15 protein-coding genes, 1 tRNA gene and 1 riboswitch are annotated in these 14,023 nt (G+C 62.9%); of the genes, 12 read left to right on the top strand and 4 right to left on the bottom strand.

Going from position 1 to position 14,023, the window contains the following annotated elements; genetic code table 11:
• Window positions 1-118 precede the first annotated feature (118 nt).
• From CMI59_RS09675 to CMI59_RS09645, 7 genes are all read left to right on the top strand, one after another.
• Window positions 119-1,204 (top strand): YCF48-related protein, encoded by a 1,086-nt coding sequence (locus CMI59_RS09675; protein ID WP_293327791.1) that lies wholly within the window; start codon window positions 119-121, stop codon window positions 1,202-1,204.
• A gap of 146 nt (window positions 1,205-1,350) precedes the next feature.
• Window positions 1,351-2,163 (top strand): enoyl-CoA hydratase-related protein, encoded by an 813-nt coding sequence (locus tag CMI59_RS09670; protein ID WP_293327789.1) that lies wholly within the window; start codon window positions 1,351-1,353, stop codon window positions 2,161-2,163.
• 14 nt (window positions 2,164-2,177) lie between these two features.
• Window positions 2,178-3,347: an acyl-CoA dehydrogenase family protein gene (locus CMI59_RS09665; protein WP_293327786.1), complete on the top strand. Its 1,170-nt coding sequence runs from the start codon at window positions 2,178-2,180 to the stop codon at window positions 3,345-3,347.
• Window positions 3,348-3,359: 12 nt separating this feature from the next.
• A complete protein-coding gene (locus CMI59_RS09660; RefSeq protein ID WP_293327784.1) occupies window positions 3,360-3,740 on the top strand; it encodes a hypothetical protein in 381 nt (126 codons plus the stop codon).
• A 45-nt stretch (window positions 3,741-3,785) separates the two neighbouring features.
• The gene (locus CMI59_RS09655; protein ID WP_293327781.1) at window positions 3,786-4,571 is read left to right on the top strand and encodes an SDR family oxidoreductase; all 786 of its coding nucleotides are present in this window, start codon (window positions 3,786-3,788) and stop codon (window positions 4,569-4,571) included.
• 107 nt (window positions 4,572-4,678) lie between these two features.
• Window positions 4,679-5,719 (top strand): hypothetical protein, encoded by a 1,041-nt coding sequence (locus tag CMI59_RS09650; RefSeq protein ID WP_293327779.1) that lies wholly within the window; start codon window positions 4,679-4,681, stop codon window positions 5,717-5,719.
• Between the two features lie 137 nt (window positions 5,720-5,856).
• The gene (locus CMI59_RS09645; RefSeq protein WP_293327844.1) at window positions 5,857-6,579 is read left to right on the top strand and encodes a glutamine amidotransferase; all 723 of its coding nucleotides are present in this window, start codon (window positions 5,857-5,859) and stop codon (window positions 6,577-6,579) included.
• Between the two features lie 124 nt (window positions 6,580-6,703).
• Here the strand turns inward: CMI59_RS09645 and CMI59_RS09640 are convergent.
• A tRNA-Ala gene (locus tag CMI59_RS09640) sits at window positions 6,704-6,779 on the bottom strand.
• A 244-nt stretch (window positions 6,780-7,023) separates the two neighbouring features.
• On the opposite strand from CMI59_RS09640, the gene CMI59_RS09635 reads away from it, so the two are divergent.
• From CMI59_RS09635 to CMI59_RS09615, 5 genes are all read left to right on the top strand, one after another.
• Entirely contained in the window at window positions 7,024-7,317 is a 294-nt protein-coding gene (locus CMI59_RS09635) for a YggT family protein (protein ID WP_167092720.1), read from the top strand.
• Window positions 7,295-7,630 (top strand): DUF167 family protein, encoded by a 336-nt coding sequence (locus CMI59_RS09630; protein ID WP_167092722.1) that lies wholly within the window; start codon window positions 7,295-7,297, stop codon window positions 7,628-7,630. The genes CMI59_RS09635 and CMI59_RS09630 overlap by 23 nt, the downstream gene beginning before the upstream one ends.
• A gap of 37 nt (window positions 7,631-7,667) precedes the next feature.
• Window positions 7,668-7,754: riboswitch (ZMP/ZTP riboswitch) on the top strand.
• Window positions 7,755-7,773: 19 nt separating this feature from the next.
• On the top strand, window positions 7,774-8,682 hold the full coding sequence (folD, locus tag CMI59_RS09625; protein WP_167092723.1) for a bifunctional methylenetetrahydrofolate dehydrogenase/methenyltetrahydrofolate cyclohydrolase FolD: 909 nt from the start codon (window positions 7,774-7,776) through the stop codon (window positions 8,680-8,682).
• A 36-nt stretch (window positions 8,683-8,718) separates the two neighbouring features.
• On the top strand, window positions 8,719-9,723 hold the full coding sequence (locus tag CMI59_RS09620) for an aldo/keto reductase (protein ID WP_293327773.1): 1,005 nt from the start codon (window positions 8,719-8,721) through the stop codon (window positions 9,721-9,723).
• Complete coding sequence (locus tag CMI59_RS09615) at window positions 9,710-11,137, top strand: serine hydrolase domain-containing protein (RefSeq protein ID WP_293327770.1); 1,428 nt, start codon at window positions 9,710-9,712, stop codon at window positions 11,135-11,137. Before CMI59_RS09620 ends, CMI59_RS09615 begins: the two co-directional genes overlap by 14 nt.
• A gap of 31 nt (window positions 11,138-11,168) precedes the next feature.
• On the opposite strand, the gene ppa is transcribed toward CMI59_RS09615, so the two are convergent.
• The 3 genes from ppa to CMI59_RS09600 all read right to left on the bottom strand — a co-directional run.
• Complete coding sequence (gene ppa / locus CMI59_RS09610; protein ID WP_167092729.1) at window positions 11,169-11,702, bottom strand: inorganic diphosphatase; 534 nt, start codon at window positions 11,700-11,702, stop codon at window positions 11,169-11,171.
• A gap of 41 nt (window positions 11,703-11,743) precedes the next feature.
• Window positions 11,744-12,973, bottom strand: a complete 1,230-nt coding sequence (locus tag CMI59_RS09605; RefSeq protein WP_167092732.1) for an argininosuccinate synthase — start codon at window positions 12,971-12,973, stop codon at window positions 11,744-11,746.
• Window positions 12,974-13,111: 138 nt separating this feature from the next.
• Window positions 13,112-14,023: DUF3422 domain-containing protein (locus tag CMI59_RS09600; RefSeq protein ID WP_293327765.1), on the bottom strand; the 912-nt coding region annotated here is incomplete at its 5' end.

Below are 14,023 nucleotides of genomic sequence, written 5' to 3'. Positions count from 1 at the left end.
TCCTGTGCTCGTTCAGGCGGGGAGGGGGGTGTTCCAGTGCTGTTTAGACGATCGGCATTCTGTCTTCGGGGATCTTGTCCGATAGCATGTCGATCTAAGTGAGGAGCCCTAGGGACCTATGAATTCGAGCATCCAAACCATTACGCAGACGGTTACGCGGGCGCTGGCCGGCGGTGCCGTCGCGGCGCTTGTCGCTTTCACGCCCCTGACCGCCAAGGCTGCCGACGCCGCGGCACAAGGCCAGAATGGCGGCCAGAACGACGAAATCGAATATGCGACCCAATCGAGGCTTGCCGCGAAAGAGCTTCTTCTGGCCGCTGCCAATGCCGGCGACCGTATCGTCGCGGTGGGCGAGTTCGGCAATGTGGTCTATTCCGACGACCGGGGCCAGAACTGGACCCAGGCCAAGACCGTGCCGACACAGGCGACGCTGACCGACGTCACTTTCATTACCGACAAGCTCGGCTATGCCGTCGGTCATGACGCGATCGTGCTGCGCACGCGCGATGCCGGGGAGACGTGGGAGCGGGCCTTCTACGACCCCGAATCCGAAACGCCCTTCATGACGGTGCTGTTCGAAACCAAGACGCACGGCTTTGCCATGGGCGCCTTTTCCAAATTCGTCGAAACGAAAGATGGCGGCGAGACCTGGAACGAGCGGACGCTGAGCGAAGGCCTGCTGGACGACTATCATCTCAACGGCGCGTTCGAGACGAAGTCCGGTGCGATCTTCATCGCCGCGGAATTCGGCGTGGTTTACCGCTCCACTGACGATGGTGCCACTTTCGACCGTATCCAGACGCCTTATGAAGGGTCGTTCTGGGGCGGCCTTGCGCTGGACGACGGCTCGGTGATGGTCTTCGGCATGCGCGGCAATGCCTATCGGTCGGCCGATAATGGCGATACCTGGGAAAAGATCGATACGGGGACGGACAAGTCCATCGCGGGCGGCGTCCAGCTCGACAAGGAGCATGTCGTGCTGACCGGTCTTCAGGGCTATGTCGGGTACAGCGCGGATGGCGGCCAGAACTTCAAGGAAGTCACGCGCTCCGACCGTCTCGGCTACTCCGCCGTGGTGAAGGGTGCGGACGGCAAGGTCGTCGTCTTCGGCGAGCCGGGTGCGAAGGTCATGCCCGATACCGCCGCCGAGGCTGAAAAGGCCGTGGGCGCCAGCTACTCGATCGCCGACCCGTCCGGCAGCTGATCGGTACGCTCTTTCGAGTTTCAGAAACCCCGGCCTTTGGCCGGGGTTTTTTCGTACCTTGCCCGGCCCTCCGCTTTCCTCATCTCCCCTTCGGCGTCACAATCGTGAAAACATAAAAGACGATGCCGGCAAAAAGGGAGGACGCGATGGCAGGGGAGCAGGGGGTCGATTTTTCGGGCTATGAGCGCATCAAGGCGACACGGCGCGGCCGCGTTCTGACGCTCAGTCTCAGCAATCCCGGCAAGCTCAATGCCGTCGACGCGGCGATGCACCGAGAATTGTCGCGCGTCTTTCTCGATGCGGCTGACGATCCGGCCTCCGACATCGTCGTGCTGACGGGCGAGGGGGCGAGCTTTTCCGCAGGCGGCGATCTCAACTGGATGAAGCAGGGGTTTGAGAGCGGCACGAAAGGCCCCGACGCGGCCGAGGCCAAGCGCATCGTTTTCTCATTGCTCGATCTGGAAAAACCGATCGTCGCCAAGGTCGCAGGGCCCGCCATCGGGCTTGGCGCCACCCTCGCGCTTTTCTGCGACGTGATCTTCGCCGCCGAGAGCGCGCGCTTTGCCGATCCGCATGTCCGTGCCGGCATCGTCGCCGGCGATGGCGGTGCGATCATCTGGCCCCAGCTCATCGGCTATGCGCGGGCGAAGGAATATCTCATCACGGGCGATGCGATTTCCGGCGCGGAGGCGGCCCGTATCGGTCTGGTCAATCATGCCGTGCCCGAGGATGAGCTGGACGCCAGTGTCGACGCTTTCGCCGACAGGCTGGCGGGTGGCGCGCAGATGGCGATCCGCTATTCCAAGGTGTCGGCGAATATCGGGCTGAAGCAACTCGCCCATTCCATCCTCGATGCCTCGGTCGGTTATGAAATGGTCACCTTCACGACGGACGATCACCGCGAAGCGGTACGGTCCTTCCTTGAAAAACGGACGCCGAAATTCGGCCGCGGCATATGAGGGAGGAAGAGGCGATGACGGCAACAGACATTCTGGCAGCGGCCGACGGATTTTCGGAAGAGCTGGCGCAGCGCGCGGCGGAGGTGGAGGCCAATCGCTTTCTGCCGCAGGACATTGCGGCGAGGTTCGCGGCGGCCGGGTTTTACCGGCTCTGCATTCCCGAGGCCTGCGGCGGGCTCGAAGCCAATCCCCGCCTTCTGGTGGAGGTCGTGGAACGGCTGGCGCGTGCCGACGCCTCTCCGGCCTGGTGCGTGATGATCGGCGGGACAACCGGCCTTCTCGCGGGCTTCATGCCGCCCAATGAGGCCCGGGCCGTTTTCGGTGCGCCGGACGTCATCAGCGCCGGCGTTTTCGCGCCGCGCGGCAAGGCCGTACGCGAGGTGCACGACGGCGTCGAAGGCTACCGCGCTACGGGGCGCTGGCAATGGGGATCGGGCTCGCGCAATGCGAACTGGATCGCGGGCGGGTGTCTCGTGATGGGCGAGGACGGCAAGCCGGAAATGGCGCCCGAGGGCGTACCTCAGAACCGGATGCTGCTCTTTCCCGAAAGCGAGGTCACGTTGCTCGATACATGGGATGTGTCCGGGCTGAACGGGACCGGCAGCACGGATTTCGAGGTGAAGGAGGTATTCGTACCGGCCTCGCAGGCGATCAGCCTGATTTCCGACAAGCCGCTTGCGCGCCCGCTCTATGCTTTCCCGACATTCGGGCTTCTCAGCATCGGCATCGCGGGGGTGGCGCTTGGTGCGGCGCGGGGCGCCATCGACGATCTCGTCGAAACGGCAACGGCGAAGAAGCCGCAAGGTTCGTCCAAGACGCTGGCGGAGCGCGCCAAGGCGCATCTGGATGTGTCCGAGGCGGAGGCTCTCACCCGTTCCGCCCGCGCCTATCTCTATGAGGCGATAGACACGGCCTGGGAAGCGGCGACGCGGCATGGCGAAATCACTGAAGCCCATCGCCGCGATCTACGTCATGCAAGCGTCCATGCCGTGAAATCGGCCGGGCGGACGATCGATCTCATGTATACGCTGGCGGGCGGTTCTTCGGTCTATCGCAGTCACGCCCTGCAGCGCCGTTTTCGCGACATCCACGTCGCCACGCAGCATGCGATGGTGGCCGACACGACCTATGAGCTGACGGGGCGTCTGTTTCTCGGCGTCCCGACCAACACCGCCATGCTTTAAAGAGGAACCTTCATGAAAGCGGCCAAATCGATCTTTCTCCTCGCGGCGATCTACGGCTTATTCGTCATCGTGCCGTCCTTCTTCATGGAGGAGAATTTCGCGCGGGGCGTTCCCTTCGCGCATCCGCAGTTCTTCTACGGCTTCATGGGGCTGGCGCTCGCCTGGCAGTTCGCTTTCATGGTAATCGCGCAGGATCCGAAGCGTTATCGGCCTTTCATCCTCGCGGCCATCGTGGAGAAGTTTTCCTTCTTCATCGCATCGCTGGCACTTTTTTCCGAGGGGCGCATCGTCAGCGGCGACCTGCCGGGGCCGGCGATCGACGGCATTCTGGGCATCGCCTTTATCTATGCATGGATCGTAACCGGCCGCGCGGAACCGGCAGCGGCCGACTGACAATCGACAGTTCACAAACCAGAAAAGAGTGAAAGGGAGTATCCGATGACAGGAACCGCAAAGGGCCGCGTGGCCGGCAAGATGGCCTTCATCACCGGCGGCGCGCAGGGGCTCGGCGAAGCCACGGCGCTGATGATGGCGCGCGAGGGCGCGAAAGTGACGCTCGCCGACATCAATGCGAAGGGCGCCGAAGAGGTCGCCAAGCGGATCAATGCCGAAGTGCCGGGCGCGGCCTTCGCGGTCGAACTCGACGTGACGCAGGAAGAGCAGTGGAAGCATGCGCTCGCCGCGGCGAACGATGCGATGGGCGGTATCAATGTGCTCTTCAACAATGCCGGTATCGGCGGCGGCACGACGGTGGAGGACACCGATTTCGAGACCTTCAAGCATGTGCAGGCGGTGGATGTGGACAGCGTCTTTCTCGGCTGCAAGCACGCCATCTCCTACATGGTGCCGCATGCGCCGGGTTCGATCATCAATACCTCGTCCATCGCCGGCCTGATCGCGGGGCACAATATGGCCGCCTATAACGCGGCCAAGGCGGGCGTCTGGCTGTTGTCCAAATCGGTGGCGCTTCACTGCGCCAAGCGGGGCTATCGCATCCGCTCCAATTCCATCCATCCGACCTTCATCGACACGCCGATCCTGGACGGCATGGCGCGAGGCATCTCGCGCGACGAGCTGAAGGAGAAACTTGCCCGCCAGGTGCCGCTGGGCGTGGTGGGCGACCCGGACGATGTCGCCTATGCGGTGCTGTTCCTGGCGTCGGACGAGTCCAAATTCATCACGGGCTCGGAGATCAAGATCGATGGCGGCATCTCCGCCATGTAGTCGACGCGAAAAGGTGAAGGGCCTCGTCGTTCAAAATTTGCGGACGTTGGGTGGCTAGGCGAACGGGCCGAATTTGGCTGGATCGTGGGCTAATGCGGAGGGTGGAAATGTTGAAAGTCACAAACAGTGAAAGAGAAGTTCGGCGATTGAGGTCTGCACTTGTCCAAGAGTTTGAGAAGGCGGGAGCCGAGAACCTGCGCCGACGAATTTCTCATCCAGGCCCTTCGTCTCAACTCGGCAATGCTCGTTTGTACTGGCTGCGCGAACATGGCCTTTGGATGCATATTAGCAAAGCCAAACAGTATAAGGGACGTTGGTATTGTTGGTTTGGGATGGATTTGGGTTCGGAGGGTTCGCCAGTCGGTGCAACCGTTGAGATAAATTTGACGACAGGGCAGGTTGATCGAGGAACCGCAGGGCGTGCGGTCGTAAGCGACGATGGTGAATTGTTTTTAGCTCATAAGGGACTGCTTGGCGGCGGGAGGGGAGGACAAGTTTCGCTTGTAAACTTCCGGCGTACGATTTGTGGATTTGCGCCGGAACCCGTTGAGCATTCCGATAACAGAGAGGAGTCCGTTTTTGTAATAGGGAGGTTAGGTGATCCAGAATTCCTAAGCTCTCTGATCCGATATGTACGAGAGTGTAATCGGCTCCGCTCGCTGGCACGGCAGCGAGCGTTATCTCGAAAAAGTAAAACGCCGTCGGCCGAGAACAAGAGGGCTGCGTTCAATCCAGAAAATGAGAAAGACGGCACCGGCGGCGGGTACCAAAATACACCGGCGCAAATTAAGCGAGTTCATGGTCGCGTAACAAACGCCCTTCAGAACGCTTTGGGAAAACAAGCTGTAAATTCGCAGCGCTATGCGATGAAGCCCGACCTATATCTCCTTCATGATCGTGCGATGAGTGTTCTCTTTGAGGTCAAAGCCTCATCTGACACACAGAGTTTGTTTACAGCACTTGGGCAGCTCGTTGTGTACGGGGCGGGGGAGGCGACGCCTCCCAAACGAGTCCTTGTATGCCCTGCGATGCCAAGGGACCCGTTATTTCGTAAAGCTATTGATATGCTGGATGTGAAGGTCGTGACTTTTACTCTGAAGGGTAAGAGTGTGGATTTCGACGGCTTGAAAGAGGCGCTATTGGAATAGAGCCATCGTCCTATGATCCTTGGGCTTGCTATGGGTGCCGTGCGCTTTCGCTGTCGATTGGTTCAGGTACATGAGATAAGCATTGCAGGTTTCGCTGGGCCATCTCACACTTGAGAGGTTCAACACGCGTGAGCGCCATGCCCCGTTCCGACGCCGAAACATTCCGCGATTCCCGGCCCATCCTTATCGTGCTGCATCAGGAGCGCTCGACGCCCGGCCGGGTCGGTCAGGCGCTCCGGGCTCGCGGGCATAGGCTCGATATCCGGCGGCCCGCACTGGGCGATCTTCTGCCGGAGACGATGGAAGAACACAGGGCGGCCATCGTCTTTGGCGGGCCGATGAGCGCCAATGACGATCTCGACTACATCAGGACGGAAATCGATTGGATCGGCGTGCCGCTGAAGGAAGAGGCGCCCTTCTGGGGCATATGCCTTGGCGGTCAGCTCATGGCGAAGCAGCTGGGTGCGAGGGTCTATGGCCGGGAGGACGACAAGGTCGAGATCGGCTATTACCCGATCCATCCCACCGACGAGGGAAGCGATCTCTTTGCCGATCCGACCTATGTCTATCAGTGGCATCGCGAGGGCTTTGAGCTGCCCTCGGGCGCGGTACGGCTCGCAGAGAGCGAGGCCTATCCCGTGCAGGCCATGCGCTACGGGACGAATGCCTATGGCATCCAGTTCCATCCCGAGCTGACGGCACTGATGATGAATATCTGGCTGACCCGGGGCCGCGAGCGGCTGGAGCTTCCGGGCGCCCAGCCGGCACCGGACCATCGCCGCGACCGGCAACAATATGACGGAGAACTAAGGGCCTGGCTGGAGCGGTTCCTGGATCATTGGCTGGGGGAGGTCGGCTAGCGGTCAGCGAGACTTCATGACAACCCAATTGGCGTGAAGCTGTCTGCGTGGCTTCGTCCCTTCGACGTGGCAGCCTTCGCTACGATATCGCGGGCTTGCCGAGCCGTAGCCGATAGGCGAAGGCTGGTGGAGCCGAGCGGGATCGAACCGCTGACCTCGTCATTGCGAACGACGCGCTCTCCCAACTGAGCTACGGCCCCGTTCCAGCTTGCCTCGGCGGGGCCGAAAGCCCATGCGCCGGAAGCCGCTACATATGCTTTGCGACCGGCATATGTCAAGAGATTGGTGGCCTTCGGCGCCGTTCTCCATAGGGGGTGGAGCGCTTGCCGTGCTTGAACCGGGCGCTCTGGCCCGCTACATCTGCTTGAACGCCGTGTCGTCGCGTATTTCACCGGGAAACAGGGTGGAGTGCGCTCGCGCAGATGCCACATCAGAAGGGCTCCCATGACCTCTCTCCTGCAGCTGATTTCCACCATCATCCATCTCTATATCTGGGTGATCATCATCCAGGCGGTGCTGAGCTGGCTGATCGCCTTCGACGTGGTCAATACGCGCAATCGCTTCGTCTATGCCGTGGCCGACACGCTCTACAAGCTAACGGAGCCGGTTCTGCGGCCCATCCGCCGGGTGCTGCCGGATCTGGGCGGTATCGATATCTCTCCCGTGGTCCTCATCCTGCTGCTGGTCTTCGCCCAGAACCTGATGTGGGAGACCTATGCGGCCTCCTTTGCCGGGTGATCTGCCGGTCCGGCGCGCACCGGACGGGGTGCTGGTCGCGCTCAAGGTGACGCCCAAATCCGGCGCCAACCGGATCGAGGGGCTGGTCGGCGACGGCGATGGGACGCGGTTGCGGCTGCGGGTCACTGCCGCGCCGGAAAAGGGCAAGGCCAATGAGGCGGTGATGAAACTCGTCGCCAAGGCATGGGGGCTTCCCAAAAGCTCCCTCAGCATCGCCTCCGGCGAGACGGCGCCGCTCAAAATGCTGCTGGTGAGGGGCGACAGCGCGGTGCTGGAAGAAGATATCGCGGCATATATCCGCGGCCTCTCCTGAGGCGTTGCCGCAAGGGGCGGGGCTCTCTATAGTCCACGCGACCTTGCGTGACTGGCGAGAAGAGGTGGATCGACCACCGGGGAGCGTAAGGGTTTTCCAAACGCCGCTCGCCTGGGCACCCACCCTCGTAAGAAAGGTGCCGCATGTCCGAAACAGTTTCCAATCGCATCGATGGCAAGGCCATCTCCACCGCGCTCAAGGCCCGTGTGGCGCAGGAAGTTGCACGCATCAAATCCGAGCACGGGCTGACGCCCGGCCTTGCCGTGGTGCTGGTCGGCACCGATCCGGCGAGCGAGGTCTATGTCCGCAACAAGGGCATCGCCACGCGCGAGGCGGGCATGAACTCCTTCGAATACAAGATGGATGGCAGCGCCAGCGAGGAAGAGGTTCTTGCCAAGGTTGCCGAGCTCAATGCCGACCCGGCCGTGCACGGCTTTCTCGTGCAGTTTCCGGTGCCCGAGCAGATCTCCCAGCAGAACGTCATCGACGCCATCGATCCCGTCAAGGATGCGGACGGGCTGCATCCGCTGAATGCCGGCCGCCTTGCGAGCGGTCTGCCCGCCATGGTGCCCGCGACGCCGGAGGGCTGCGTCATCATGGCGAAGCAGGCGGCGGGCGGGGAGCTTGCGGGCAAGCATGCCGTCATCATCGGGCGCTCCAATCTCGTGGGTAAGCCCGTGGCGCAGCTTCTGCTGAAAGAGAACTGCACCGTTACCATCGCGCATAGCCGATCGCGCGACCTGCCCGCGCTGGCGCGGCAGGCCGATATTCTGGTCGCGGCGGTGGGCCGCCCGAACATGGTGCGCGGCGACTGGGTGAAGCCCGGCGCCATCGTGATCGATGTCGGCATCAACCGCGTACCCGCGCCGGAAAAGGGCGAGGGCAAGACGCGGCTCATCGGCGATGTCTGCTTCGATGAAGCCAAGGAGGTCGCCGGCGCCATCACGCCCGTGCCGGGCGGCGTGGGGCTGATGACGGTTGCCTGCCTGTTGCGCAACACGGTGATCGCCGCCTGCCGACAGCATGGCATTGCGTTGCCCTCCGATTTTTAGGGCGACTGGACGACTTTCAGGCAGAGGAGGCTCGCCATGGAGATGCGTCAGCTTGGAGATTTGTGGCCCGTCAGCGCGCTGACGCTGGGCGGCGGCGGGCTGGGCCTCGTCTGGGGAAATTCGACGCGCGAGGAGGCCGTCGCGACGGTGCGCGCCGCGGTCGATGCGGGCATCAATTTCCTCGACCTCGCTCCGCTTTACGGTCAGGCGGAATCGGTCGTCGGCGAAGCGTTCGACGGCGGCTGGCCGTCTCATCTGCGCGTTTCCACCAAGTGCATGGTCGGCGCGCGCCATGCCGACGACATTCCCGGGCGGCTCGAAAAATCGGTGCGCCTCAGCCTCGAGACGCTGAAGCGCGAGCATGCGGATTGCTACATCCTGCATTCCAATATCCATCCCGACGACTACGTTTATGAGCAGCATCCCGATTACGCCAACAATGGCGGCGTCTCCTGGTCGCGTTTCGTCGGGGAAGTGATTCCGACCTTCGAGAGCCTGAAGGCGCGAGGGATCATCGGCGCCTGGGGCGTGACGGGAATCGGCCTGCCCATATCGATCATGGAAGCGCTCAGGAGCGAGCCGAAGCCCGATGTGGTGCAGGTGATCGCGAACCTGATGGATTCGGCCGGCGGGCTGAAGCGCTATGAAGAGCCGACGGAACCGCGCAACATCATCCGGACCGCGAAGAACAATGATGTCGGCGTGATGGGCATTCGCGCCGTGCAGGCGGGTGCGCTTACCGCGGCGTTTGATCGTCCGCTCGAAGCGGGCGATCCCGACATGAAGGATTACGAAAAGGCCGTGCCTTTCCGCGCGCTCTGCGAAAGCTGGGGCGAAGATCCGGCCGCGATCGCGCATCGCTATGCGCTGGCCATCGAGGGCGTCGACACGGTGGTGCTCGGCGTCAAGAACCGCGCGGAGCTCGGCCAGCTTGTCGATGCCGCGGAAAAAGGGCCGCTCGACCCCGCGCAGATCGCGGAGATCGAAGCGCTCGGTCTCAGGCGGCAAATTCCCCGGATACCGCTCGATGCGCCCATCTGATTGCGCGCGGGTCCGCGCCAGCCTTATCGGCTTTTGTCTTGTGCTGCTGACGATGCTCGCCGCCCTGCCGGGCGCGCAGGCGAGCGACGCCAGAGTGGATGGCGGCATGGCGCGCTGGCCGGTCGGCGATATGGCGCGCGCGCTCGACGATTACCTGCCGCGCCGCATGGCGGAAGAAGACGTGCCCGGCCTTGCCGTGGCCGTTATCCGCAAGGGCGTTCTGGTTTTCGAAAAGGGCTACGGGCTTGCCGATGCGCTGGGCGACCGCAAGGTGAGCGCCAACACGCTTTTCGAAGCGGGTGCGCTTGGCAAGTCGGTGGCGGCCTATACGGCGATGCGCATGGTGGGAGCGCGGCTTTTGACGCTCGGCGAGCCGGTTGCCGAAGACGGGCAGGCCGTACCGCTGCGACAGGTGCTGGAAGGAAAGGGCCGGCGTGCCGGTATCGTCTCGGGTATCTGGCAGAGCCGGGGTCGCGTGGCGGGCGCCGACCTGGTGATGGCGGGCGGTTATGGCGGGCTTGCCCGGGTCATGGAAGACAGGGTGGACGCCCCCTTTGAGCGCATCGTCACAGCCTATGTGTTCAAGCCTTTCGACATGCTGTCCTCGGGCTACCGGCTGCCGGAAGCGCTGACACGTTCGGTGGCGCGGGGCTATGTACCGCTCTGGCAGGCGCTTGCCGCCGTTTTCCTGCCCTGGCTGGCCATGCTCGCATTGGCGCTGCCGCTCGCTTTCGCGGCGGTTCATTTCCTGCTGGACCGGATCCGGATGGTGCCGCGCGATTTCGCCATCGCGACGGCGGGCGCTTTCGCGGCGGCCATGGTGCCGATGGGGCTCTTCATCGGCTGGCCGATGCTCGCGGCGGTGCTGGCCTATGCGATTACATTTCTCGTCTGCCTGGGCCTTGCGGGATTTCTTTTCTGGCGTTTTCTGGCACTGGTATATCGCCCGGGCCAGGGCGTGCTCCGTCGCGGCCATCGGGGGGAGGAACGCGCGCTCGTTTTCGGGATCCTGCTGGCGCTGATCGCGGGGGTCTTCTTTCTGGAGCGCAATGTGCCGGTGCCGACGCTTGGCGGGAACGAACCGCGCGTGGCGCTGTCGCTGCGCAGCAGCGCGCATGATCTCGGTCTCTTCGCGGAAGGTTTTCTCGCCTCGAAAGGGCTCGATCCGGCGCTGCGCGACATGATGATCGGCGACGGGCGCGAACCGGCGCTGGGCTTTCACACGCGCTCGACGCGGGACGGGTTCACGCTGTGGCAGTCGGGCGACCGGCCGGGCTTTTCGAGCCTGGTGGTCATTCATCCGCTGCGCGGCGACGCAGTGGTTCTGCTCGCCAATACGAACAAGGCGGCGGACCTCGTTCAGGAGGCCGCCGCCCAGATCATGGGGATGGAGGCAGGCTGGCGCCTGCCCTGATTTCCTCACGCGGTGATTGCTATCCGCTTTGTCAGGCCGCTTTGGCGCCTGCTTCGATCGATTTGACGATCAGTTCGCGGGCCTTGTCGGCATCCTGCCAGCCATCGATCTTCACCCATTTGCCTTCTTCGAGGTCCTTGTAGTGCTCGAAGAAATGGGTGATGCGCTGGAGAAGGATGTCCGGCATGTCGGTGTAGTTGTGCACATCCTTGTAGTAGGGATTGAGCTTTTTCACCGGCACGGCGAGGATCTTTTCGTCCTGACCGGCCTCGTCATGCATCATCAATACGCCGATGGGGCGCGAACGGATGACCGAGCCCGGCACGACCGGGATGCGGCTGACCACGAGGACGTCGATCGGGTCGCCATCGTCGGAAAGCGTATGCGGCACGAAGCCGTAATTGCACGGATAGTGCATTGCCGTGTGCATGAAACGGTCGACGAAGAGCGTACCGGACGCCTTGTCGAGTTCATATTTCACCGGGTGGCCGCCATGCGGCACCTCGATGATGACGTTGAGGTCTTCCGGCGGATTTTCCCCGACTGGGATGGCGTCGATACGCATCTGACTTCCGTTACTGAGAGTTTCTTACAGGTTGCTGGGGGTTACTTGCCGACGCGCTTGTTGCGCGCGGCAAGAAGACGAAGGCGCAGCGCATTGAGCCGGATGAAGCCCTCCGCGTCCTTCTGATCGTAGGCGCCGGCATCGTCCTCGAAGGTGACGTGCTGCGCGGAGTAAAGCGAATAGGGCGACTTGCGGCCGATGACGCTGACCGAGCCCTTGTAGAGCTTCAGGCGCACCGTGCCGGTCACCATTTCCTGGCTCTTGTCGATGGCGGCCTGCAGCATTTCGCGCTCGGGCGAGAACCAGAAGCCGTTATAGATGAGTTCCGCATAGCGCGGCATCATCTCGTCTTTCAGATGCGCGGCGCCGCGGTCGAGCGTCGACTGCTCGATGCCGCGATGGGCGGCGAGCAGGATGGTGCCGCCGGGCGTCTCGTAGATGCCGCGCGACTTCATGCCGACGAAACGGTTTTCCAGGAGGTCGAGACGGCCGATGCCGTTGGCGCCGCCCAGCTCGTTGAGCTTCGTCAGCAGCGTCGCCGGGCTCATCTTCTCGCCGTCGACGGCGACCGCGTCGCCCTTTTCGAAATCGATCTCGACAACCGTCGGCTTGTCGGGTGCCTCCTCCGGCGAGACGGAGCGGCTGTAGACATATTCCGGCGCTTCCTCGAACGGGTCTTCCAGCACCTTGCCTTCGGCGGAGATGTGCAGAAGGTTCGCATCGACGGAGAAGGGCGCTTCGCCGCGCTTGTCCTTGGCGATCTGGATCTGATGCTTCTCGGCGAACTCGATGAGCTTGGTGCGGGAGTTCAGATCCCATTCGCGCCAGGGCGCGATGATCTTGATGTCCGGATCGAGTGCGCCGTAGCTCACTTCGTAGCGGACCTGGTCGTTGCCCTTGCCGGTCGACCCATGGCTGACGGCGTCGGCGCCGGTCTCATGCGCGATCTCGATCTGGCGCTTGGCGATGAGCGGGCGGGCGATGGAGGTGCCGAGCAGGTAGACCCCTTCATAGACCGCATTGGCGCGGAACATCGGGAAGACGTAGTCGCGGACGAATTCCTCTCGGAGATCCTCGATATAGATTTCCTTGATGCCCAGCATTTCCGCCTTCTTGCGGGCGGGCTCGAGCTCTTCGCCCTGACCGAGATCGGCGGTGAAGGTCACCACCTCGCAGCCATAGGTCTCCTGAAGCCATTTCAGGATGACAGATGTGTCCAGCCCGCCGGAATAGGCAAGCACGACCTTTTTCACGTCTTTCACGTCGTTCATCGACGCCGCTCCGATAAATTGGGAATTGCGGCCACCGATATGACGGGGCCGTGCGATATCCATACCGCGTTGCGGCGCACTATAGGCATATTGAGAGGCCGCACAACCGGGGGGATTATTCCCCGGGTCCTTGCCTTTCTAGCCGTCCTCGGGCCCCCTGAGCACCCGGCCCATGCGGCGGACCAGCAGATAGATCACCACGATGAAGAGCGGGCCCATAACGGCCTTCCAGGTGAGCGGGTCGCCGGGCAGGGTCTCCCCGAAGGGGGCCTCGTGCAGGGCCTCCAGCGGATAGGCGAGGATGCTCAGCAGGTAATAGGCGATGGCGACGGCGGAGAGCCCTTCGACCATCTCCTGCAGCCGGAGCTGGAGCCTCACGCCCCGTTCCACAGAGCCCAGAAGGCGCTGATTCTGCTCCTGAAGGGCGATATCGACCCTTGTCCGCAGCAGTTCGGAGGCCCGGCCGATATGCTCCGACAAGGTGTTGAGGCGGCGGCTGACCGCCTCCACGGTGCGCATGGCCGGGCGGAGGCGCCGGGTCACGAAGGTCGAAATCTGCTGATATCCCTCCATTTTCGCCTCGCTCAGCTCGCCGAGGCGGCGTTCCACCAGCTCGTAATAGGCCCGCGAGGCGGAAAAACGGTATTCGGTATGCGCCGACAGCCTTTCGGCATGGGCGGCCATCTCGGTCAGCCGTGCAAGCTGCTTCTGTTCGCCCTCCAGCCCCCGGATCGTGGCGGTTTCGGCGGCGATTTCGGCCAGCGCGCTCTCCATATCGCCGATTTCGGGCGTCACCTCGCGGGCCAGCGGAAAGCCCAGAAGGGCGGTCATCCGATAGGTCTCGATCTCGATCAGGCGCTGCAGCATGCGGCCCATCCGGCCGGGGCGCAGGCTTTCATTGGCGATCAGGATGCGGCCGAAGCCGTCATCGTCGAGGCGCAGATCGGTCCAGGCGGTGGCCAGGCCTTGCGCGAGGCGGGAGCCGGTCAGCTTGTTTTCGCCGAAGACCGAGGGCAGGAGCGGCTCCATCTCGGTTTCCGGGCACGGCAT

The sequence above is a fragment of the Parvibaculum sp. genome (assembly GCF_002684405.1).
In the GTDB taxonomy this organism is placed as follows: Bacteria; Pseudomonadota; Alphaproteobacteria; order Parvibaculales; family Parvibaculaceae; genus Parvibaculum.
This window is presented reverse-complemented; position numbering and strand designations above follow the sequence as displayed.